We start from the raw sequence: 23,995 nt of genomic DNA on the forward strand, positions 1-23,995 counted from the left end.
CCTACACTCCCTCCTTCGCTTCCTTGTCCGATGACTTGCCCCGACGACGCTTGAACAGCTTTTGGAACGTATCGGCACCGATCAAGCCATGCGGGCGGAACGCCATTACACCGACCATGATCAAACCGTACATGAGCATTTTGTACTCAGCCAAACCACGCAGCACCTCCGGCAGTGCTGTCAAAACCAAGGCCCCGAACAGCGGACCCCAAACCACTTCACTGCCGCCGATCACGGCATAAGACAGAATCTCTACGACTTTATGATAGTTAAAATCATCTGGCGTAATAGTCGTCGTAATGTGGGCGAACAATCCTCCGCACACCCCTGCCAAAATCGAACCGATGACAAAAGCAAGCATCTTATAATAGTTGACTTGCAGTCCCATTGCCCGCGCTGCCGTTTCATCTGCTTTGATCGCTTCAAAAGCACGTCCCAGACGCGAACGGTTCAGACGCAGCGTCAGGAAAAGAACAAAGGCAAACAGGAGCAGCATGAACACAAAGGTCGATAATGACTTCATTTGCATGACCGAAATGCCAAAGGTTTGCGCTTTTAACCCCATAGCTTTTTCAAAATCGTACAAGTAATTGCCAATCGATTGAAGTCCGGTCAGCCCCAGTGCACCGTTCGTAATCTCCATATTGAGAAAAATAACGCGAATCACTTCACCAAAGCCCAGTGTAGCAATTGCCAGGTACAAGCCGTGGAGCTTCAATGTCGGAGCACCGATCAAGAGAGCAATCAGCCCTGCCGCCAATCCTCCGATTATGATAGCGATAAATAACGGCATGTCCGCTTGCTTCGTCAAAATACTCGCTGTAAAAGCACCAATGCTCATAAAGCCCGCATGTCCCAAAGAAAGCTGACCCGTCGAGAGCGTAATGTAAATACTAATCGCCAAAATACTGTTTAACAGAATAAAAGTAAGTACCTGTAAGTTATATGGATTGAGAATGTCCAATGTCTGCACCTCCCTTACGCTTTGCGTCCAAATAGTCCTTCCGGCTTCAAGAGCAAAATGAGAATGATCAAGCCAAAAGCAACCGCATCCCGATACGACGAGTCTCCGTACGCGACGGTAAACACCTCGATAATCCCGAGCAATACGCCACACACCATGGCTCCCGGAATGCTGCCTACTCCGCCTAAAATCAAAACGGCCAAACCTTTGAAGCCAAGCGTCATTCCCATCGTCGGAATGAGAGCGGAGTACGCCATCCCGATCAATATGCCGGCGACGCCTCCCAGTGCCGAAGCAAGCATGACAGTAACGACAATGACCATATTCGTGTTAATCCCCAAAATATTTGCCGTATCCGTATTTTCAGCCGTCGCGCGAATGGCTTTTCCCATTTTCGTTTTTTGAATCCAAAAATGCAGGACGAACATCAGCAACACAGAAATCCCCAAAATAACGAGATCGACGCTGCGAATTTGAATGAGCCCCAAGTCAAAAGTGGTATCCCCAAAGGATTGCGGGAACGCACGGGAGTCAGCACCGAAAAACTTGTGCATGGCTTCCTCCATCAAAATGGCAAATCCGATGGTACTAATTAAAGATGCCAGATGGGGTACATTTTTTTTGCGAAGTGGACGAAGCGCTGTGTACTCCAGCACAAGACCCAAAATGGCCGATATCACGACCGCTACGATCAGCGCTACCCCTAAAGGCATATTCAGGCTGGTCATCAATACCAAGCCAACCAGTGATCCAAAAATAAAAATTTGGCCGTGTGCCATATTAATGATTCCCAAGACACCAAAAATGAGCGTATAGCCCAATGCAATCAATGAATAAGTGCTACCAACTGTCAAACCGTTGACTAATTGCTGCCAAAACAAATGCCTCACCTCACTGTTAACTGGTTAACATCCAACGATGATTGCGTTATTCTCGCTGGATCAGCAAGCGAAGAACATGATCGGGTACTTTCTGATCCAGCGAGATAACGATAGAAAAAGAAGCCCGGAGCGACCCCGGGCACGATCCTATTCAAACGGGACGAATTTGCCTTCTTTTGCGACTACGACAACCGCATCACCAATCGGATTGCGTTTCTCGTCAAAAGACAGTTTGCCGGATACACCTGTGAAGTCTTTCAGTTGAGCCAATTGGCCGCGCAACTCTTCGCGTTCTGCTTTTCCTGCGGCAAGCAGTGACTGCGACATGATATACAGCGAGTCGTATGCTTGGGCAGCAAACTGGTCAGGCTTTTTGTTGTATTTGGCTTCGAATGCTTTTACGAAGGCTTGTACTTTTTCATCTTTCTTTTCAGGGCTGAATGGAGTTGCAACGATCAAGCCCTCAGCAGCTGGACCAGCAATTTCAAAAACTTTCGGATTATTGAAACCATTGCCACCAAGAATGGTCCCTGTAAAGCCCAACTCACGTGCTTTTTTCACAACCATGGAGCCTTCTTTGTACAAGGCGGACACTAGCAAAGCGTCTGGGTTTGTTTGCTTCAGCTTGGTCAATTGTGCCGAGAAATCCACATCGCCATTTGCGAAAGTCGCTTCACCGGTAATCTCCAAGCCCAGCTTTTCAGCGGTTGCTTTCATGACCTTGTAACCATTTACGGAGAAGTCATCGTTAGAAGCATGGATAAGTGCTACTTTTTTCAAGGCATTTTTCTCCACGGCTGCTTTCATAGCTGTCGGAATCGCAATGGATTCAGGCAAAGAATTGCGGAACACGTACTCCCCGATATCATTGATCCCTTCTGACGTGTTGGAGATACCAAAAATCGGAGTTTCCGCCTCGTTTGCAACTGGTCCTGCAGCAAACATTTCTCCGGAAAGTGTCGGTCCGATGATCGCCACGACATTATCCTGATTAATCAGTTTATTTACCGCATTAATCGCGCCTTCTTTTTCTCCGGCGGAGTCTTCAAACTTCAGTTCGATCTTGAGCTTGCCTTTGTTTGCTTCATTCAGCTCGCCCAACGCCAGCTCCAATCCTGCTTTTTGTGCTTCTCCATAGGCTGCGCCAGATCCTGAGAGGAAACCAACCACACCGATTTTCGCTTGAATCTCTTGGCCGTCGGTGCTAGCTGCTGGCCCAGAGCCACCCTCGCCTGCGGCAGGAGCACTTGTATTTCCGCTCGAACATCCGACCATCAATACCGCCCCTAGCGAGATGGCCGCCAGCGAGCGCATCAAATGAAATCCCTTCATTAAAAAAGCCCCCTCTATTTTCGAAATAAATTGAATATATGAAGTTTAATCAAAGTATTCTAAAAACGCAATTATTTTCGCTCAAGTAAACTTAATTTTTTGACAAACGATCGCTCAGAATTCTGTATCAAACATAGAAAAAAGCGGCATATTGCTATGCCGCTTCACTCGTTGCTATGCGATTACAGATGTTTGCCTACAGTTGCCATGAGTGCTTCTTTTGGTTGGAAGCCAATTACTTTGTCAACTGGTTGACCGTCTTTGAATACGATCAGCGTTGGAATGGACATTACGCCAAAACGACCAGCAGAATCTGGGTTGTCATCCACGTTTACTTTGACGATTTTGAGCTGGGAGCCCACTTCACCGTCGATTTGCTCCAGTACAGGAGCGATCATTTTGCAAGGGCCGCACCATGGAGCCCAGAAGTCAACCAGGACTGTACCGCCTTGCTCTACTTCCTGGGAAAAGTTTTGATCGGTAGCATTTACAATTGCCATGAGAAGTTACCTCCTTGAATTTCAATTGCTAAATAAAGGTTCCTAACGGTTATCAGTATATCATTCAAACACCAAATTGACTACGCCGCTCCACACTTTGCCCTGCACTTCTCGCTTTAGTCTGTCCAGTCTGGCCGTACCTTATTGCCCCACTTGTTTTAGCCGGTTGATCTCCCGTTCGTGGTCACTAACTTTCCGATGCAGCAGATCAAGGTCTGCATCGATATGTTTATTTTGGCGTTCCAATCTGTCTAATCGGCGGGTAGCGTCATCGCGGAATTCGTACATTTCATCCCGAAACGCGTACATCTCATCCCGAAACGCGTACATCTCATCCCGAAAATCATACATTTCTTTCTTAAACTCGCGTAGCTCCTCCTGCGTTTCTTTAACCAATCGGTTATTCTCCGCTACCATGTGTATCAGTTGTTGCAAAAGCTGTTCGCTCATCCCGATCACCTCTCCTTACTGCCTATTATACCAAGCAAGGAAAGCATAAAGTAAGCCTTGCGGACAAAAAAAGCGCCCCAAAAGGAGCGCCTTGTTACCGTTTTTCTGTTATACCAACACTTTTTTAAACTCAGCCGTCAGCAATGGCAGCACTTCGAACAGGTCACCTACAATACCGTAATCAGCCACTTGGAAGATTGGCGCTTCCGGATCTTTATTGATGGCAACAATGACTTTCGAGCTGGACATACCAGCCAAGTGCTGAATCGCTCCCGAAATTCCGCATGCGATATATAGATCAGGTGTAACAACCTTACCTGTCTGTCCGATCTGCATGGAGTAATCGCAATAGTCTGCGTCGCAAGCGCCACGAGATGCACCAACAGCTGCACCGAGTACTTCCGCCAGATCGTACAACGGCTGGAAGCCTTCTGCACTCTTCACGCCACGTCCACCTGATATCACGACTTTTGCTTCGGAAAGGTCTACTTTGCCGCTTGTTTTTCTTACAACATCTTTTACGATCGTGCGCAAATCCTTGATATCCAATTCAACTGGTACCACCACTGCCGTTTTCGAAGGGTCAGCAGCACCGATGGCAATGTTGTTTGGACGAATCGTAATAAAGGTTGTTCCATCAACAAATTTGCGTGTTTGCGTCGCTTTTCCTGCATAGATCGGGCGAACAAATACTGGGCCCGCTTCTACACTTGTTACGTCCGAAACCAGACCGTAACCTAGTCTCGCTGCTACGCGAGGTGCGATGTCACGACCGATCGCGGTGTGACCCAAAACAACTGCATCTGGAGAAGCCAGCTCAATCAATTGCGTGAGTGCCTGCACATATGCATCTGGCGTGTACTGTGCCAAAGCTGTATGATCAGCCGTATACACCGTGCTCGCACCATGCTGACCCAATGTCACTGCATGCGTTGCTGCGTCTGCTCCGAATACACCTGCTACAATTTCGCCGCCCTCAGCCAATGCTTGTGCTGCAGTCAATGCTTCCAGCGACACGTTGCGAAGTTGTCCGTCACGTACTTCTGCCAATACAAGTACTTTTTTCATGGATATCCTCTCCCTCTCGCTTAGATCACTTTCGCTTCATTGCGCAACAGTTGCACCAATTCCGACGTTTGAGCTGCCAATTCGCCAGAGAGAATGCGACCCGCCTGCTTTTTCGGAGGCAATGTCTGATCAACGATTTCTGTCTTTGCTTTTACCTCATCCGCAGTAATTCCCAAATCCTCTGCGCCGAGTCTATCCAATGGTTTTTTCTTCGCTTTCATGATACCTGGGAGAGAAGGATAGCGCGGCTCGTTTAGTCCTTGCTGAGCCGTAATCAAAACAGGAAGGCTCGTCTCCACGACTTCCAGGTCACCTTCTACATCGCGCTCTACGCGTACATTTGTCCCGTCCACCTCTAGCTTCACAGCAGTCGAAACATGGTTAATTCCCAGTTCTTCTGCGAGACGAGGACCGCCTTGGCCAGCCCCAGAGTCTACAGCCATTTGTCCACCAATGATGATATCGAAGCCAACCTTTTTCGCTACTGCAGCCAATACTTTGGCGATCGTGAATTCGTCTCCGAACAGAGACTCGTCATCCACCAGAACAGCCTTGTCTGCGCCCATTGCCAAAGCAGTGCGCAGTGCACTTTCAGCACGGTCCGGGCCGACGCTGATCACGGTTACTTCGCCGCCGTGATCTTCCTTGAGCTTGATTGCCTCTTCTACAGCGTACTCATCGTAGGGATTAATGATGAATTCAACGCCATCTTCGGAAATTTGTCCGTTTTGGATGACGATTTTTTCTTCTGTGTCAAACGTCTGTTTCAACACAACCACGATATTCATCAGGATGTCCTCCTCCTTAGTGGTACCTCATACTTGTGAAGCTATATGCTCAACTACCGATCTGCGAATTGCGGCTTGCGCTTTTCGAGAAAAGCAGTCACGCCTTCTTTTACGTCCTCTGTCGCGAATGCATCGCCAAAGAGCTTTGCTTCTTGCTCCAAGCCCTGTGACAACGAAAGCTCCGTTGTGTTGTGGATGGACGCTAGGGCAAACTTCAGGGTAATCGCGCTCTTACTTGCGAAAACAGCTGCCATCTTTTGCGCTTCTCCAAGCAACTGCTCTACGGGATAAACCGCTTCCACAAGACCGATACGCAAAGCTTCCTCGCCACCGATCATCTCAGATGTGAGAATCATTTGTGTCGCTTTGCCACGGCCAACCACACGTGGTAGACGTTGCGTACCACCGTAGCCAGGAATGAGTCCGAGATTCAACTCAGGCAAACCGAGCTTGGCTTCAGGTGCTGCCAAGCGGATATGGCATGCCAACGCAAGCTCCAATCCTCCGCCAAGGCAAGCGCCGTTAATTGCTGCAATGATTGGCTTCGGGAACGTTTCCAAGCGATTAAACAATGCTTGACCCTTCTTCGCCAGTTCTTCCGCATTATCCCGATTCAGTTGGGTAAATTCTTTGATGTCTGCTCCTGCAATGAAAAACCGACCTTCGCCAGTCAAAACGATTGCTTTGATCTCATCGTTATTTTCCCACTGGTCCAAAAGTTCACTCAATTGACCGAGCACTGCTTGACTGAGTGCGTTAGCAGGCGGGTTGCTAATCGTAACCGTAGCAACGCGATCAACGATTTCTACATTCCAATGCGACGCCATTCCTCTCCCCCCAAACTCTCCCCATATATAAAAACAGTTACTTTTTCATTCCGAGCGATCGCTCAGTCTTACTGTTTCCATTGTAACAAACGTTTTCATGCAAAAAAAGCTTTTCTTTTCATTCTTTTCCCTTCATACCAAGCAGGAAGAGGTTATGAATGGAATCAACATAAGAGACAAGGTCGTACTTGCACTGTTTCATCACCCAAGATGTCGTCACTTCGTCCAGCGTTCCAAAAATCATTTTGCGCGTAATCCGCACCTCCAGATCGGATCGGAATACGCCCTGTTCCATACCCTCTACGATCACTTCGTCAATGAGGTTGAAATACTGCTTCATCACGTTGCCGATTCCTTCACTAATGATCGGACTGGATTGGCGTAGCTCGATTTGCGTCACTTTTGCCAGATCATGATCCTTGGATAGCTGGCTCAAGTGTGCATGAATGAGTACATACAGCTTTTGCTCAATGGTCGTCGCTTCCGAAATGCGTTTGCGGTTTGTCTCCACAAACTGGCCCATCTTTTCGTTAAACAGTGAAATCAAAATATCATCCTTGTTTTCAAAATAGAGGTATATGGTGCCGTCTGCTACCTTCGCCTCTTTCGCAATTTTCGATACCTGGGCACTGTAATAGCCCTGTCTGGCGATTACTCGAACAGCAGCATCAATAATGGCTTGATACTTTTCCCCCGTTTTCTTTGCCATAACTACCTCCACGTTTACTAACATTGATGACGAAATGAATGATCACTCATTCATAATTAGTGTAATACAGGGCCACTCCTCTGTCAATCGCAAGAGGTCAGCAAAAAAGGCCGCTTTCCGCCTGGGATCGCAAGCCTCAAAACACCTGCTACTAGCTCGTTTTGATTTCCTCCTGGGCTTCCCTTTTCTTCTTGTCTTCATCTTGTAATTGGCGACGCAATACTTTTCCGACCATGGTTTTGGGCAAATCTGTACGAATCTCGTATTGTCTCGGAATCTTATAGGCGGCAAGTCTCTGTCTGCAATGCGCTTCCAGATCCTCTTCGCTCGCGAGCTGTCCATCCTTGAAAACGACGAATGCTTTGACTGTTTCGCCCCGGTATGGATCAGGAACACCGATGACTGCTGCCTCCTGGATGGCGGGATGCTCAAACAGCACTTCTTCTACTTCGCGCGGATAAATATTGAAGCCACCAGCTATAATCATGTCTTTTTTGCGATCTACGATATAGAAATAGCCATTCTCGTCCATATAGCCCATATCTCCCGTCAAAAACCAGCCATCCTTTAATACAGCTGCGGTATCCTCTGGGCGATTCCAATAGCCGAGCATGACTTGGGGTCCTTTTACGGCCAACTCCCCGACCTCGCCTTGGGGCATCTCTTCTCCTGTTGCCGTATCCACAATTCGGCAATCCGTATCTGGCCACGGCATTCCGATGCTTCCTGTAATGCCTTTTTCCCAAATGGGATTGGAATGTGTTACAGGAGAAGCCTCCGTCATCCCATAGCCCTCGACCAGCTTGCCGCCCGTCAACTCCTCAAATTTGAGCTTGACTTCGATCGGCAACGGAGCTGATCCACTGACACATGCGTCGATGGAAGAAAGATCATGCTTCTTCAAGTCCGGGTGGTTGATGAGACCGATATACATAGTTGGTGCCCCTGGGAAAAGAGTAGGCTTGCGCTTGTCAATCATTTCAAATATTTGCTTCACGTCGAATTTGGGAACGAGAATAATTTCTGCTGCGATACAAATGCCTTTGTTCATCACGGTAGTCATCCCGTACACGTGGAAAAGCGGGAGCACACACAAAATCCGTTCCTGTCCCTTTTTCAGCTTGTAAAGGACTGCTTGGCATTGGACTGCATTCGCAATGAGATTGGCGTGCGTCAGCATGACGCCTTTGGCAACACCTGTTGTCCCCCCTGTATACTGGAGGAGCGCGATGTCCTGGGTCGGATCGACTGGTACTTCCACAGGCTTGGTAGCGCTTTCTTTTAATACGGAAAGAAAAGGCTCAATATCTGCGCTGTATGTAACCTGCGGATTTTGTCCTTGTTTCTTCTGCACGAACGGATAGAGCCATTTTTTCAATAAGGGAAGGAAATCGCCAATGCTTGTGATGATGATTCGTTGAAGTGAGGTAGATGCACGGACTTGGGTAACACGTTTGTACAACAAATCCAGTGTGATGATGGTCTCGGCGCCTGAATCGTTCATTTGGTGAATCAATTCTCGCTCGGTATACAGCGGGTTGGTCATAACCACGATGGCACCTGCAAAAAGCGCTCCGTAGTAGCTGATGACTGCTTGTGGAGTATTTGGCAGCATAATCGCCACGCGGTCTCCTTTCTTTACACCGCGCTTGATCAATGCATTGGCAAATTGGTATGACAACTGCAAAAGCTCTCGATACGTAATGCTTTTTCCCATGAAATAGATCGCGTTACTGTCTGGATACATAGCTGCAGACTGCTCCAGAAAATGCGTCAAAGGAACACGGGGGTAATCCAATGACGGCGCAGTTTCGGGCGGGTAATTGGCAATCCAAGGCTTGGCATTTGACATGGTCATTCCCTCCATCCCTTAAATGGCCTTGCCTCTCCCTATGATCTACATTCATAATCTCTTCCTAATGACTATTGTATTCGAAACATATTCAATTTTCCAACTAAAATCATGTACTTTCCATCTGGGACAAGCCATTCGACGAAAAAGGACATAGCCCATGATGAAAGCCATGTCCTTTGCCCTTATAATCTTTGTGTATTACGGTGTTACTTCCTTGATAATTTGCTGGCGTGCTCTTTCCCGTTCAGATGTGGGGACGAGATGATACCAGCCAACGATTCCATTATGCCAAATGCGCTCATCCTGCCCGACCAATGTATCAGCTTGAATGGAGTTCGGAGTGCCATCGCCATAGGACAATAGCAGAGAGGCGATTTCCTGCTCAGTGAGGTCCGTTTTCACATGCTGACCCAGAATTTCCATGAGTGAGAATGCCTTGGTATACACTTGGAGCGAGGTGCCTTTTGAAGCCAATGCTTGGAGAATCTCCTGCTGTCGGCCAATCCGCATATAATCACTGTCTTCCTTGCCCAGATCACTTTTGCGATAACGTGCGTAATCCAATGCCTGCTCACCTGATAAAGTCTGCAGCCCTGGTTGAATGTCGATATACGTGTCGTCGCTCGGATCGCTGTATTTCATGCGTTTCTTCACATCGACAGTGACACCTCCGAGCTCGTCCACAATTTGACGAAAGCCATCGAAATCTACGGAGATATACCGATCAATTTTTATATGTAAAAATTTCTCCAGCGACTCTTTCACCATCTTTGGACCACCAAAAGCCATCGCATGGTTCACTTTGTCGTATCCTTTTCCCGGGAGCTCCATGTAGCTATCACGTGGAATCGCCAAAAGGTAGACCGATTGCTTCCCAGGATGAATCGCCGCAAGCATCATTGTATCTGAACGTGCACTCTCCCCGTCTCGACTATCCACCCCAAGAAGCAGAGCAACGAAAGGCTTCAATGGTTCTGTTCCTGTCAAAAGATTACGTGGAGGAAGGGAAACAGCTGCCTGTTTTGCGTTCCCTTTTGCTCCATCAATCGGAGCATACCACTGATTTGTCATTTGCTTGTAGTGATAGGCACTGTAGGCAACCAGCAGCAACGCCCCGATCGCCAAACAGGAAAAGGTATGAAACGCAATCTGTTTTCCATGTCGCTTGAAAAATGACCATATAAACATGACAAAGCCTCCCCCTTTGCTTCCATTTTTAACAGGGGAGACTTCGTTTAAACCTACGTGCGTTCGACAACCATCGCCATACCCATCCCGCCGCCAACACATAGGGCAGCCAAGCCTCGTTTCAGCTGTCGCCGCTTCATTTCATGCAGCAAGGTGACGACAATTCGGCAGCCAGTAGAACCAACAGGGTGGCCCAGCGCGATGCCGCTTCCGTTCACATTCGTTATTTCCCGCGGCAGCTCCAGCAGTTTTTCCACCGCGAGGTATTGCGCGGCAAAGGCTTCGTTTACTTCGATCAGTTCGATATCCGCGAGCGTCAGACCGGCTTTTGCCAATGCTCGCTTCACTGCTGGAACGGGTCCATATCCCATCAAATCGGGTTCTACCCCCGCTACCGCCCACGAGACAATTCTGCCGAGTGGTTCGATCCCAAGCTCTCTCGCTTTTCCTTCTTTCATCAAAACGGCTGCGGACGCACCATCGTTGAGCCCGGAGGCATTGCCTGGCGTCACTGTACCATTGTCTCGGAAACTGGGTCTTAGCTTCGCGAGACTTTCCAGTGTCACTCCCCTGCGAGGGAATTCGTCTTCCGTTACGATGATTTCTTCGGTGCGTTTTTGAATAGGAACCCCGATGATTTCCTCGGCAAACAAACCACTGTCTATTGCTCGGATCGCATTCTGCTGACTGCGCAAGGCAATCTCATCCGACTCCTCACGCGTGATCCCATAAATATCGACCAAACGTTCTGCCGTTTCGCCCATCAGGATTTGATGGTGAGGGTCTGTTAACAACTCCCACATCGCATCGGTCATTTCCCCATGTGTCAATCGTTTGCCCCAGCGCGCATTTTTCAGGACATACGGGGCGTTGCTCATGCTCTCAACGCCGCCTGCCAATACGATTTCACTGTCGCCTAAAAGGATTTGGGAAGCGCCGCTCACAATCGCTTGCATGCCGGAAGCACATTGACGTTGAATCGTGAAGCCCGTCACTTCTTTCCCCAACCCTGCGTCCAATGCTGCCACTCGCGCTATGTTTGGCTCGTCTGTACGCTGAATGCAATTCCCTAAAATGACTTCATTGATCTGAGAAGCTTCCAGGCCAGACCGAGCCATGACGCCACGAATGACGGTTTCTGCCAGCTTGCGAGCGCTTACATCTTTCAGGACGCCACCAAACGTACCGATTGGCGTACGTCCAGCAGCAGCAATGACAACCTGCTCCATTGATTTTCCCCTCCATTGAGTACCCTATTTTATTTATTGTCTCACACGGAAGTTACAGGGCGGTTCCCAGCGATGTTTTTCAATACAACGGTGATCCATTCGTCTTGTTGACTTTCTTTCTCTACTTGGAAGCCTGCCTGTTCAAATGTAGCGATGACAGCTTCCCGATTCCATTCGACAATACCCGAGAGAATCAAAATTCCTTCAGGTGCCATTCGCTCCGTAATCATCGGAAGCATCGCGACATTTTCATCGCCTCCGATGTTGACCAGAATGACATCCGCTCGGCCAGGCAATTGGGACTTAACTGTGTCCTCGCTCGCATCCCCGATCACAACTTGTACAGCGTGGTCAGGAAGGTGGTTATTGGTCGCATTGACGAGAACCTGATACTCGCTTTGTGGATTAATATCCACTGCCCATACAGGATGCTTGGCTCCATTCAAAGCGCAGTACAAAGAGAGAATTCCTGAGCCAGCTCCTACATCAATGACTTGCTTGCCCTCCAGATCCATTTCTTGCAAAAACAAAAGAATGTCCTGTGTTGTTCCATGATAGCCGGTTCCGAAGGCTGCCCCTGGATCGATCCATAGGATATGCCGAGCCGACTCCAGCGCTGCGGGGTCCGTCCACGTTGGTGCCACCCACCAGTCGCCTATCTTGACTTCCCGGAACTCCTCTTTCCACGATTCATTTTCTTCAGCTACGAGCTCTACTTCTTTTATGGTGACTTGTTCATTCCAGCGTTGAATGTAGGTCTTCAGGCGGTCCACATGCTCCTCTTCACGATCGTGCTGGGGTTCAAACAAATAGCCAACAAGCGGACCTTCCGTATTTTCTGCGTAATCATATCCGTTTTCCGTTGTCAGTACTTCGATTTGCGGTTCAATCCAGCCAAGCGTGTAGGAGCTGGTCAAAACCTCTGCCACAAACAAATCCTCAATCTCTGGTTCCACTAGTAATGTGTATTTGAGCCACATGCTTTCCATGATGAAAATGCTCCTTCCCTTTTGCTGTCATTCGCCCCTATTCTTGCGGACATCTATTCACTTATATGTGGATGGCAAGGATGATAGAGAACATGGTATGATAGTAGAATGGACTATCACAACCGCAGGGAGGCTTACCATGTTTGACGAATTTTTTTACCGCCGCCGCAAAAACAAGGGACTTTTCATCGTCATGATTGCCCTCATCGTTCTTGGCATCGGCATGTTCGGTATGGGTTTCCTCTATATGTTCTCGTAATTCGGAACAACATCATTATACCCTACGAACTGCGCTACACCCACTGTATCTGTCCAAACAATTGGGGCGTGAAGTTTTCTACTGTGGTTGCTTTACTTCCCCTTGTTTACTCGATTATACTTGAGAATGTATTTTTCCTGTACGTTTGATATAGAAAGAAGGTTCACTCCATGTCGCGAATTCTCATCTCCGGGTACTACGGCTTTAATAATGCCGGAGACGATGTGGTCCTGTACGGCATCATCAGCTCTCTTAAGCGGGAACAACCAAATATCTCTCTCGCCGTCTTGTCTAATCAGCCTGATCGGACTGCGGAATTGTTCGGGATTGAAGCCTATAACCGCTGGAGCTTTGGAACCATCGTCCGCGAGCTTTCGCGAAGTGACATGCTGGTGATGGGCGGCGGTACACTGATGCAGGATGTAACCAGTCCGCGCAGTGTCCTCTACTATTTGGGCATCGTCACCATTGCCAAGCTTTTAGGTAAACCCGTGGTCTTTTACGCACAAGGGTTTGGACCCATCCTCAAATCGCTCAGTCGCACGATGATTAAACGCGTAGTGAATCACGTCAACATCATCACGGTTCGCGACTATGAATCTGGGGAGGACTTCAAAGCCTGCGGCGTAAAAAAAGCCCCTGTCTATATAACAGCTGACCCTGCTCTAACGATATCCCCAGACGATATTGCAGATCAACGGGGAAAAGAGCTGCTACACGGTATGTTTGATGATCCTTCCAAGCCTTTGGTCGCCATCTCTGTCCGGGACTGGAAGCAGGAACAGCAATTCAAACAGAAGATAGCCCGTGCAGCAGATTGGTTTATCATGCGCGGATGGAATGTTCTCTTCCTGCCGATGCATGTCCCTAGTGATTTGGCACCGTCCAAGGAAATCATGGACCAGATGAGCCAACCAGGAGCACGTCTTCTCGATGCGCCTGTGACTTTTCATGATATTATGTCGGTATTGAAGCAATGCAACTATGTCGTTGGTATGCGGCTTCACTCGCTCATTCTTGCGTGCATGCTGCGAATCCCTTTTATCGGCATCTCCTACGATCCGAAAATCGATCGATTCGTCGAACGCGCTGGAATGCCTAATGCTGGTCATATTACTGAACTCGATGAAACTACACTTTTGACCTTGCTCGCTGAAAAACTGGACAACCTCGATCACGAAATTGATGTGGTGACGAAACATTCCCATCTGTTAGCGATTGAAGCTTCCAAAAGCAGTGAACTTGTTCTGCAGGCGCTGCGTAAATAAGGCTGACCTGGAAAGGAGGACATCATGTCCTTTTCTTCACAAGTGTTACTTGGTTTAAATCGATTATTTCCTCTCCCCGTCCACCCTTTCAACCTGGCAAACAACGGGGAAATGAGCTATACCGAATGGCAATTTCAAAAAGGGGATCAAACCATTCAGTTTTTCCTCCCCTTCCATTCACAGGAGCAAATGTTCCGTGACAAAACGGTTTTGGACATCGGCTGTGGCGGCGGGGGAAAAACCTGCTATTATGCCACCTATGGCCCCCAAAAAATGATCGGCATCGACATCGTCGCCTACTACGCGGAGGAAGGAAATGAATTCGCGAAGAAAAAAGGACTGGATCATCTCGTATCCTTCATGACTGGTGATGCCGCGAGAATGGACTTCCCAGACAACACGTTCGATACGATCATCATGAATGACGCGATGGAGCACGTTGGCGAACCGGAAAAGACGCTGGAGGAATGCTTTCGGGTATTGAAGCCTGGCGGGCATCTCTACATCAATTTTCCGCCGTATTATCATCCATACGGTGCCCATTTGTCTGATGCGATCGGCATTCCTTGGGTGCATGCTCTCTTCTCGGAGCAAACCTTGATTGATGCCTATAAAAAGCTAGTCCGCGACTTGCCAGACGGTTCTGACCGAATTGCTTTTCGCTTCGACAAGCTTCCTGATGGCAGAGATACGATCTCGTACATCAATCGCATGACAATCAAACGGTTTCGAAAAATTCAACAAGGTGTGGTGCAGCCTGCTGTTTACCAGAGAGAGATTCCGTTGCGCAATCAGTTGCAGTCCTTGGCGAAATTGCCTGCTACCCGTGAATTTTTCGTAAAAATGGTCGTATGTGTTTATCAAAAAGCAAAATAGAATAGATCACATAAAACCCCTTCCTCCGTTTGTGGAGAAAGGGGTTTTTCGATTTTATCAATCGTTATTCGTTTTCGACTTTAACGAGGAAGCCTGCTTCTTCCGAATGAATTGGATAAAGGCGCGCAGCTTGTTTCCGCCTGGCAGCCAGTCCAGCTCCTTATCCTCAATGAGTGGAATGAGGATCAGCAGTCCCAAGTAAACAACGAGTCCTACACCAACTCCAGCGACGGTCTCTATCGCTCCCAAAATGCGCACTGGTTCTCTTCCCCTGAACAGGAAATCAACTGCCTCTGTCGCTCCCCAAGCCAGAATCAGCATGAGGTTAGCCACTAGTAATGGATAAATGGTATCAAAGCGCCAATTAATCGGAATCGTTACGTAACGGTTGATGACGCGCATATTCAGCACGCAGACAAATGCAGTAGCAACCAGCCATGACAGGGACAAGCCGTCCATACCGAACATCGAGGTAAACACGAGTGTCGCCAGCACTTTTACAATGACACCATACAGCAGATGACGCGCAGGGATTTTTTCTTTGCCGATCCCTTGCAAAATACCGTTTGTCGCAAGCAACAAGGAAAGCGGAATCGCTGTGATGCCTAAAATCGCCATTGCACGCGTACCTTCCATATCACCATACAACGCCAGATTCGCCCCTTCAGCTACAGCTGTCAGTCCCAGACCGGCAGGTAGACCGATTAGCCAAGCAAAGCGCAGTGAGAGCTTGGTCAAGGTCGTAATCCGTTCCTGATCCTTTTGTCTGATTGCTTCCGCGATGGCAGGAACGATCGAGAGGGCAATCGACGATCCGAACAAGCTCGCCATTTGCAGAAGGGGTCCTCCCCTGCTGTAAATGCCAAACCACGTATCCGCCGTCAAGCCGTCCACATTCCATATGTAGCGGAAGATGTTAATCGCCAGGAAGGAATCCGTCAGGCTGAAAATCGGAATAACCAAGGCGCTTACACAAATCGGCCAGGCAATTCGCCACATCGAGACGAAGAAGGCACGATCATACCACCAAGTAAGGCGCCCCCACTCTGCTCCGGTAAATACGGAATTTTTCCGGTTGTGGAGCCACATGAGCAACGCTAGAAACCCGAGGCTTAAAAACGTACTAATCATCGTACCGAAGTTGACTCCGGTAATTACGGTATCCGTATCTTCGCCAAGTGACACGAGATACAGGGAAGCTACCAAAATAAATACGACACGCAACGTCTGCTCCACAATTTGCGAGAGCCCGACAAACAGCATTTTTTGATGGCCGTAGAAAAAGCCGCGAATAACCGCAATCAAGGGAACGAACAGCAGCGACATGGAAATCGCCCGAATCGGCTCAATCAAATGCGGATTCCCCATGAGCTTTGCGATGAGTGGAGAGCTGGCGTACAGGAGCGCAAACAAGACAAGTCCGATGGCGCCCATCATGACCATGCTACGGGCCAAAATTTGTCCAATTGTGCCTTGTTTCCCTTCAGCCAATGCCTCTGCAATCACCCTCGACAACGCTACTGGCACACCGGCTGTCGCCAATATGAGAAAGGTCAGGTAGAGAGGATATACTTCCTGATAGAGTCCGAGACCTCTGTCGCCCACTATCTCCTGAAGCGGAATCCGATAGAACATCCCGATAACTTTTGACAAAATCCCCGCTATGGCTAAGATCAACGCTCCCGCGAGAAAATGACTTTTTTTCAACATGGGTAACTCCTTTATTGGTCTCTTTGACTGGATACCCGTGGGGCACCCAATCGACATGAACCCACTCTCTATCCTACTATCATTTCCCTCTTCCAGCAAACAGGTATATCGATGGAATTTCGCAGGAATACTGGTGAAAAACAGATTCCATTGATTTTTGTGAATAACGTCTCGACGTTTTTCATTAGACAGAATGTGACCGCTTGCGGTCTGCAAATGAACGGTTATGGGCGTTCATTTGCATCGTCTGCCTGTGTGATCTGTGAGTAGGAGGGGATATTATGCCCACAACCGGATTTTTGATCCGCCATGTACAGTGGCCGTTAATGGAGGCTTTGAAAGGAAATCGCATCCGTCCTTACATGAAAGAATTGCAAGAAGCCGAGCATCTCTCTGCTGAGGCGCTTAACGTGCAGCAGCGAGAAAAGCTGGTGAAGCTACTCGATCATGCGACACAAAACGTACCAGCCTATACTGCCTTCGCGCCAGACTGGAGCAAAATGCGCGAGAAGCCTGAACGTTTTTTGCAGCGTATTCCTGTTTTGACCAAAGCACACTTTCAGCAAAACGCTGATCAATATATGAGCAAAGGCCTACAAACAAGCAGACTCATTGGAAATCGTACGGGAGGATCCACAGGTGAACCTACCCATTTTTATCTCGATCGTCCAACTGTCGAGCGATATGAAGCTGCACGTTGGTTGGGGCTATCCTGGTACGGCATTCGCATAGGTGACCCATGTGTGATGATCTGGGGCTCTCCCCTCGAATTAAACGCCCAACAAGCTCGCCGCTACCGCTGGAAGGAACGCTGGTTGAAAAACCGCATGATGATTTCTGCCTATGAACTGGACGAAAGACATTTGGAAGCAAACGTGCGCCTCATCCGGGAATTCCGTCCAGCCTATTTATACGGGTACGCCTCCGCGCTTTATACGCTTGCCACGATGATGCGACGACGCGGCATGACACTCGGAATCCCGCTTAAAGCCGTGGTATCTACAGCGGAAAGCCTGCACGAACACCAGCGGCAAATGATTGCCCAGGCTTTTGATGCGCCTGTGGTGAATGAATACGGCGCCCGTGACGGCGGAATCATCGCCTATCAATGCAAGGCTGGGAGCATGCATGCCTTTTCCGGGAACTGTTATTTGGAGGTAGTCGATCCAATCACGCATATTCCCGTCCACAAAGGGCACCCGGGAGCACTGCTTGTCACAGACCTGCACAATACCGTCATGCCTCGCCTGCGCTACCAATTAGGAGATGTCGTCGCGCTTTCTGATTCAGCCTGCTCATGCAATCTCCCTTTTCCACTTCTTGCTTCGATCGACGGCAGAGAAGACGACATGTTCCTTTCATTAAACGGACAGTACGTGCACGGACATTATTTTAATCACATCGTGCGCAATATGGACAGCTTCCGGACATTCCAGCTCGTCCAGCATGAGCCGGAGCGACTGAGCCTTCGACTGGTGAAGGAGCCCGAACGTTTTTTGCCTGCCGATGAAGCCAAGCTTTTGGCAGGAATTCGCGCGGCATTAGGACAAGTGAGCATCCACGTTTCTTACGTGGAGACCATTCCCCCCGCAAGCTCGGGTAAGACTCGCTATGCAATCCGGGAATTCCCGCTTACGAACGCCCTCCCGCTGGAGTAGACCGCTTGCGTACTTTTTGCATCAACTCTGACACAAGTGGCTCGCGAACCAAAATGAGCACCACGAGATATAAAAGAGCTGCACCGATAATTCCTAGCGGCAAGTACAACCAGACAGGCAATACGGATAACCATGGATCGACGAGCAAAATAGCACCGGCCATGACTGCGCAGCCTAGAATGGTTTTCCCGGCAGTCATGAGGAAATTCGCTCGTACAGGACTACCTACCGCCCTCCATAGCAGAACAAACAGCAGGAGCGCTTGACTGATAGCCGAAACTGCATTAGCCAGGGCAATTCCGCCATGACCAAGCACGGGAATGAGCAACCAGTTGGCAAGAGCATACACACCGATCCCGATCGCCCCGATAATAACGGGTGTCTTCGTGTTTTCCAGTGCATAAAAGGCGCGAGTCAGCAAGTCTCTCGAAGCTAAAAAGAAAAGTCCCACGCCATAAAACGGCAGCGCCCACGCTGTCAAAGCCACAGAACGCTCATCGAACGCGCCGCGCTCAAAAGCTAGTCGGATGATAGGCTCTGCGTATAGCGCGAGTCCAACCGTCACAGGCAACAGCAAAATGAGGAGATAGGCAAGTCCCTTTTGCAGGATTTGCTTCATCTCCGTCATTTCCCCCCGCTTGACGTGACTAGCCAACAGTGGGAATAACGGCAATGTAAACGCCCCGACAAAAATCGCCAGAGGCAATTGCATGATCTGGTTCGCATTGGCGAGAGCGGAAACGACACCCGTTCCGAGTCCTTCCGCGAAGCCTCGCTCCAAAAAGGTAGTCGCCTGGGCAACGACTGCACCAATCAAAATCGGAATGACACGCTCGCCCATGCCTTTGAGAGAAGCGTCCTCACGCCAGGCGAAGGAGAAGCGATGCTGATAGCCGAATCCGCGCAAAGTCGGAAGAATCGGCAACAGTGCAGCCAAATAACCGATTGTCGTAGCCATCGCAAGTCCAATGGGACCATACATTGGAACGAGCACATACATGCTGACAATCACCAAAGCTCCATTGACTACCGTGCCAAGCGTCGGTGTAAAGAAATGCTGGTGAGCATTGCAAATACTCGACCACAGCCCTGTTAACCCGATGAATACAGCTGATGGCCACATCCATTGCAGCATGCTAGCCGTGAGTTCCAGCTTCTCACCTGTCAGGCCAAACATCGCAGCAAGCTCGTAAGAAAAAACAACCCCTAAGGCAGAGAGAGCAACGAATATACCCAAAATGATCGCGAGCATCTTCTGATACAAGTCAGTCGTCCGCTCTCCTTTTTCCATCATGCCGCGCATCGTCGGAATCAGCACAGCATTGACCGCTCCCGGTATGACCAAGAACAGCGTCAGCGGAATCGTCGCCGCGATATTAAACGCATCAGCCTCCATGCCAGTACCGTACAAGCTGGATACATACACACTGCGAAAAAAGCCTAGAAGCCTTCCAACGAGAGTCAGTACGACAATCATGGAAGCGATTTTTAACAAACTCATGTCCACTTTTCTCCTATCCCTATTTGAAACCCTACGTTCCAGGCTTGGTTCTAAACCCTCAAACTACCTAGTTATCATATCTTATTTCTATCGTTCCTACCAACCTCTTTCCCCCCGGCTTGCTACCGGGTTGTCAGATTCATTATAATAGATAGGTTAATCCCTACCTGTAGGAGGACTACAATAAAAATGAGAGAAACCGTGTTGAAGTGGGGAAGCCAATCAACTACGTGGTTGTATTTGCTGTTGGCCTATCCAGTAATCGATTACGTCTTGCGACAGATTCTACCGATTCCAGTCATATCTTCGTTGTGGGATGAAGGACTGCTCATCGTTCTGATGTTGTTTACGTTTGGAGCCTTCTTGCAATCAAACAGAACGATGCCTGGAATCAAACATTGGCTGGGAGCCTTTTTCGTCCTGGGTGTTGCCATCATGGTGACAGACATGGCGACCTGGAAAGCGAGCGTAGAAGGATTCCGTTCCGTCTACCAGTACATCCTCGCCTTTTTCATGGGCTTCTATTTACTGAAGTCGATGGAAGACCTGGACAAGTTCATGAAGGGACTTGTGCTGGTTGGTTTTGTAGCGGCACTCTATGGTGTCTTGCAAGTCATCGTTGGCGTCAAAACACCCGAATCATGGGTGCAGGAAGGGGAAGCAGTGACAACGCGTGCATTCTCCTTTGTAACGAGCCCGAACGTATTGGGCAGCTATATGGCGTTGGTTACACCGATTGCTGCTGGTCTATTCATGACAGCGAAGGATCGCAAGCAAAAATGGATTTGGGCCATCGTTGCGCTGACGACTTTGCTCGCCATGCTGTTAACAAGCTCCCGCGGTTCTTGGTTTGCCCTTGCCTTTGCTGCATTCGTTTGCTTCTACATATGGAACAAACGAGTCGCAGGATACTTGGTGATCGCAGGGATTATCGGGGTTGTAGCCTTGTTCTTCGTTCCTGATTCTGTTCCGCTTGTCGGAAAAGTAAAAGATCGCATTTTCACGCTGTTTACACCTGAATACTTCGAATCTAGTAGCCAAGGCGGACGTATTGGTCGTTGGGGCGAAGCCTATGACAAGATGCGCATCGAGCCATTGTTCGGCGTTGGGCTCGGCCATCACGGCGGAGCAGTTGCCGCTCGCCATTTCGGTACCATTTATTCAGACAGCTACTTCTTTAAAAGTTTGGCGGAATACGGTCTGATCGGGATCATCCTGTTAATTGGAACTGTAATCACCATGTTCAAGTATGGCGCCGGACTTATCCGCAACCTCCAAGGCTCGCCGCACTTTTTTGCGATACTCGGCCTATTGGGCGGATTAATCGCGGTAGCAACGCATAACCTCGTGGAAAACATTTTCGAGGTGCCGTTCATGGCCCTCTATTTCTGGCTGTTTGGCGGCTTCCTCTGCGCATTATTCGTCGACCAGACACAAAACAAAAGGTGGTGAGGGCATGCGCCGGAATCCTATTCTCGAAACGATAAACTGGGCGCTGTACGCCATTGCCCTGTTTCTGATTTACCATTTGCTCGTAAAACCTGCGTTCCTTGATTTAACGTGGATTGCTTTACTCATTTTCCTGCCACTGTTAGCCTTTTGCTATTTCGTGGTGCATCCGTCTGAACGTCGTCAAGTGCTTGTGTTTACCATCGGCTTCTTGCTCTTGGATCGGGCATTGACACGCGTAGACGTAAAAACGACTGCTGCTCTCTTGATCGGTGGGGCAATCGCCGTCATCGTGATTGCCCTGCTCGTGAAATGGTACGGGCGTCTCAACTGGCGTGCAGTCGGCTCATTGGTTCTGATCGCCCTCTTGGCGAATGTGACGTTCAACAGAGATACACTGACTGCACTGAGCAACTTTACCGTGAAATACGAATCGGAGCGTTTATACAACGGAGATTGGGTGGATTACTTCCCGATCACGCTGCATGATGTCGATGGCGATGGCAGCATGGAGATCATCACCCTTGGAAATGCGGAGGAGCTCCCACTGCCAGAAGAAATTGAAAAGCCAGAGACAGAGGAAGAGAAAAAAGCAATGGCGGAGAAGCTGCGCCATTTGCAGGCGGAACCTGTTTCTCTCTACGTCCTGACCTGGAAAAACGGCGAAATGGTGCGGATGCCGAATGATCAAATTCCGGCAGATACCATGGAGATCATCAAGGAAAAGTTGCCGACCGATTACCCGGGCTTCCCGTATTACACGATGAAAGACGGTCAATTGGTACCGAATGTACAACGCCAACCATATGCGGAAGGTATGCTGCAAATCGGTACGGCACCATATCGTGCGTTTACGCTTGATATGGAAAACATCGCAAACCTGCTGGCGGAAAATGAAGGCAGTATGGACCTGCGTCAAACTCTCGGCTCGAAGTACACGGATCTGCATATCAAGGATGGTATGCTCACAGGAAACTACGATGGCAAGCCTTTTGGCGGCACGACAAAAGCAACCAAGCTGATGACCACCATGATGCTGCCAGATGGCCGCGAGGGACTCGTTGTCATGGGCGAGCACCTGAGTGTACTGTCTGTCGAGCCAGATGGCACACTGACAGAATCGTACACACTGACACGCAAACAGGCTGAATTGGCAACAGGCGAGTTCATTCCTGCCGATATCGACAACGACAAGGTCGATGAATTGCTCGTGGCTGGCAAGCCTTCGTACATCTTGAAGCCGAAGCCAGACGGCACGTGGGAGATTTTGTGGGCTAGCGGAGATCGCGACAAGAGCTTCCGCTTCTCTAACTTCGCTACCATCGGCAACAACGAAAAGCCAGAGATCATAGCCAAAGCGAAAAGCTGGGTGAGCACCACAGAGACTCGCTATTTGGCTGGTTATGACTACACGCCAGAGGGATTGGAACAAAACTGGCGCATTTACTTGCCGCTGATCAATGTCCAAATCGGAGATATCGACGGTGACAAGAAAAACGAAATCGTTGCGAACATGTTCAATACACATCGCATTCTCGTGTTCAAGCAGCACAACATTCCTGTATTCGGACTCACAATCGCACTATTCGTGGGACTCTTGGGATACGGAGTCGTAAGGAGGTTCCGCCATGCGTAAAGCTACGAAAGCATGGGCACTGCTCGCTGCCATCTGCACAGCCTCCCTGCTTGGTGGCTGCACCTATGAATCAGGGACGAAGGCTTTTGCCACCACCAATTTTGACCAGAAGCCAGATCAATCGACCACCGTCCAAACCGAGTCAGGTGCGGAGTGGCTGAAAACGGCTCTGGAAAAAGGCAAGACGGATAAAGAGGCACAGACCTACTGGTACAAGGGCCATGTAAAAAATACGATCCTCTCGCGCTCCACGACAAGCATGTTCAATGGAGCTGTCATCAACGGAAAAGGCTACAATGTGGATGCCCGCATCGCTGCCCAGCCGTATTCGTACTATCGTATTCATGACAAGCGCTACATCAAGGCTAACGAGCAGTTTGTGACCGCTCCAGATGAGCCGCTTGCCTTCGACGTATTGAAAGGCTTCGAGGACTGGCTGCCTTTCATGGACCAGGCCGTCCAATTGCCTGAGGAAAAAGTAATTGGCGTCGTCAGCGTTCCGTTCCAATTGAAAATGACAGGAGCAGAATGGCTGAAAAATAGCCAAAGCCCACTGTTTGAACCATTGAAAAAGCAATTGGGTGAACGCCCTGATCTGGATTACATCTTGAAGGAATCCACGATCAAGACAACGTTTTGGTTCGGCAAGGAAGACCGTCTGATCCACCAGTACGAGACGTGGATCATTCTGCCGCTTCCTGAGGCCGGAACGATGGACCAGCAAGTGATGTTCAACCTGTTTAAATACGGTGATACGGGTGGCATTCACATCAAGGAACCGGAAGAAGTAGAAAAATATTTGCTGTACTAAAAAAGCCTGCTACCATTGCTTGGCAGCAGACTGATCGGTACGAATCA

Annotated in this window: 21 protein-coding genes; 6 read left to right on the plus strand and 15 right to left on the minus strand. The window is 49.1% G+C overall.

What is annotated here, in order from left to right; genetic code table 11:
• Position 1: 1 nt before the first annotated feature.
• The 13 genes from FB479_RS06735 to FB479_RS06795 all read right to left on the minus strand — a co-directional run bounded on the left by FB479_RS06735 (position 2) and on the right by FB479_RS06795 (position 12,780).
• The gene (locus tag FB479_RS06735) at positions 2-973 is read right to left on the minus strand and encodes a branched-chain amino acid ABC transporter permease (protein WP_142063538.1); all 972 of its coding nucleotides are present in this window, start codon (positions 971-973) and stop codon (positions 2-4) included.
• Between the two features lie 5 nt (positions 974-978).
• A complete protein-coding gene (locus FB479_RS06740) occupies positions 979-1,845 on the minus strand; it encodes a branched-chain amino acid ABC transporter permease (RefSeq protein ID WP_048031973.1) in 867 nt (288 codons plus the stop codon).
• A 147-nt stretch (positions 1,846-1,992) separates the two neighbouring features.
• Positions 1,993-3,177, minus strand: coding sequence for an ABC transporter substrate-binding protein (locus FB479_RS06745; protein ID WP_142063541.1), 1,185 nt, complete (start codon positions 3,175-3,177; stop codon positions 1,993-1,995).
• 182 nt (positions 3,178-3,359) lie between these two features.
• Positions 3,360-3,677, minus strand: a complete 318-nt coding sequence (gene trxA, locus FB479_RS06750; RefSeq protein ID WP_007722428.1) for a thioredoxin — start codon at positions 3,675-3,677, stop codon at positions 3,360-3,362.
• 141 nt (positions 3,678-3,818) lie between these two features.
• Entirely contained in the window at positions 3,819-4,127 is a 309-nt protein-coding gene (locus tag FB479_RS06755) for a hypothetical protein (RefSeq protein ID WP_142063544.1), read from the minus strand.
• A gap of 108 nt (positions 4,128-4,235) precedes the next feature.
• On the minus strand, positions 4,236-5,195 hold the full coding sequence (locus tag FB479_RS06760) for an electron transfer flavoprotein subunit alpha/FixB family protein (RefSeq protein ID WP_106657565.1): 960 nt from the start codon (positions 5,193-5,195) through the stop codon (positions 4,236-4,238).
• Positions 5,196-5,215: 20 nt separating this feature from the next.
• A complete protein-coding gene (locus FB479_RS06765) occupies positions 5,216-5,983 on the minus strand; it encodes an electron transfer flavoprotein subunit beta/FixA family protein (RefSeq protein WP_106657564.1) in 768 nt (255 codons plus the stop codon).
• Between the two features lie 53 nt (positions 5,984-6,036).
• Complete coding sequence (locus FB479_RS06770; protein ID WP_142063547.1) at positions 6,037-6,810, minus strand: enoyl-CoA hydratase; 774 nt, start codon at positions 6,808-6,810, stop codon at positions 6,037-6,039.
• 118 nt (positions 6,811-6,928) lie between these two features.
• Positions 6,929-7,519: a fatty acid metabolism transcriptional regulator FadR gene (locus FB479_RS06775; protein ID WP_088906587.1), complete on the minus strand. Its 591-nt coding sequence runs from the start codon at positions 7,517-7,519 to the stop codon at positions 6,929-6,931.
• A 151-nt stretch (positions 7,520-7,670) separates the two neighbouring features.
• Positions 7,671-9,371 (minus strand): AMP-binding protein, encoded by a 1,701-nt coding sequence (locus FB479_RS06780; protein WP_185746339.1) that lies wholly within the window; start codon positions 9,369-9,371, stop codon positions 7,671-7,673.
• Positions 9,372-9,572: 201 nt separating this feature from the next.
• A complete protein-coding gene (locus FB479_RS06785) occupies positions 9,573-10,562 on the minus strand; it encodes an LCP family protein (RefSeq protein WP_106657561.1) in 990 nt (329 codons plus the stop codon).
• A gap of 53 nt (positions 10,563-10,615) precedes the next feature.
• Complete coding sequence (locus FB479_RS06790; RefSeq protein WP_106657560.1) at positions 10,616-11,791, minus strand: acetyl-CoA C-acetyltransferase; 1,176 nt, start codon at positions 11,789-11,791, stop codon at positions 10,616-10,618.
• 41 nt (positions 11,792-11,832) lie between these two features.
• On the minus strand, positions 11,833-12,780 hold the full coding sequence (locus FB479_RS06795) for a 50S ribosomal protein L11 methyltransferase (protein ID WP_142063554.1): 948 nt from the start codon (positions 12,778-12,780) through the stop codon (positions 11,833-11,835).
• 429 nt (positions 12,781-13,209) lie between these two features.
• Between FB479_RS06795 and csaB the strand changes: the two genes are divergently transcribed.
• Together csaB and FB479_RS06805 are read left to right on the plus strand one after the other, a co-directional pair.
• A complete protein-coding gene (gene csaB / locus FB479_RS06800) occupies positions 13,210-14,307 on the plus strand; it encodes a polysaccharide pyruvyl transferase CsaB (protein WP_106657558.1) in 1,098 nt (365 codons plus the stop codon).
• A gap of 24 nt (positions 14,308-14,331) precedes the next feature.
• A complete protein-coding gene (locus tag FB479_RS06805) occupies positions 14,332-15,183 on the plus strand; it encodes a class I SAM-dependent methyltransferase (RefSeq protein ID WP_142063558.1) in 852 nt (283 codons plus the stop codon).
• Positions 15,184-15,240: 57 nt separating this feature from the next.
• Here the strand turns inward: FB479_RS06805 and FB479_RS06810 are convergent, their stop codons facing one another.
• Positions 15,241-16,893, minus strand: coding sequence for a putative polysaccharide biosynthesis protein (locus FB479_RS06810; RefSeq protein ID WP_142063561.1), 1,653 nt, complete (start codon positions 16,891-16,893; stop codon positions 15,241-15,243).
• A gap of 281 nt (positions 16,894-17,174) precedes the next feature.
• On the opposite strand from FB479_RS06810, the gene FB479_RS06815 reads away from it, so the two are divergent.
• Positions 17,175-18,551, plus strand: a complete 1,377-nt coding sequence (locus tag FB479_RS06815) for a phenylacetate--CoA ligase family protein (RefSeq protein ID WP_142063563.1) — start codon at positions 17,175-17,177, stop codon at positions 18,549-18,551.
• Here the strand turns inward: FB479_RS06815 and murJ are convergent.
• On the minus strand, positions 18,526-20,052 hold the full coding sequence (murJ, locus tag FB479_RS06820) for a murein biosynthesis integral membrane protein MurJ (protein WP_142063566.1): 1,527 nt from the start codon (positions 20,050-20,052) through the stop codon (positions 18,526-18,528). The genes FB479_RS06815 and murJ overlap by 26 nt on opposite strands.
• A 189-nt stretch (positions 20,053-20,241) precedes the next feature.
• Between murJ and FB479_RS06825 the strand changes: the two genes are divergently transcribed.
• From FB479_RS06825 to FB479_RS06835, 3 genes are read left to right on the plus strand one after another with little or no spacing between them, the layout of a single operon-like run.
• Complete coding sequence (locus tag FB479_RS06825) at positions 20,242-21,504, plus strand: O-antigen ligase family protein (RefSeq protein WP_142063568.1); 1,263 nt, start codon at positions 20,242-20,244, stop codon at positions 21,502-21,504.
• 4 nt (positions 21,505-21,508) lie between these two features.
• On the plus strand, positions 21,509-23,137 hold the full coding sequence (locus FB479_RS06830) for a hypothetical protein (RefSeq protein WP_106657552.1): 1,629 nt from the start codon (positions 21,509-21,511) through the stop codon (positions 23,135-23,137).
• A complete protein-coding gene (locus tag FB479_RS06835; protein ID WP_106657551.1) occupies positions 23,130-23,948 on the plus strand; it encodes a hypothetical protein in 819 nt (272 codons plus the stop codon). The genes FB479_RS06830 and FB479_RS06835 overlap by 8 nt, the downstream gene beginning before the upstream one ends.
• Positions 23,949-23,995: the final 47 nt, after the last annotated feature.

Source organism: Brevibacillus sp. AG162 (assembly GCF_006715575.1).
GTDB lineage: Bacteria > Bacillota > Bacilli > Brevibacillales > Brevibacillaceae > Brevibacillus > Brevibacillus brevis.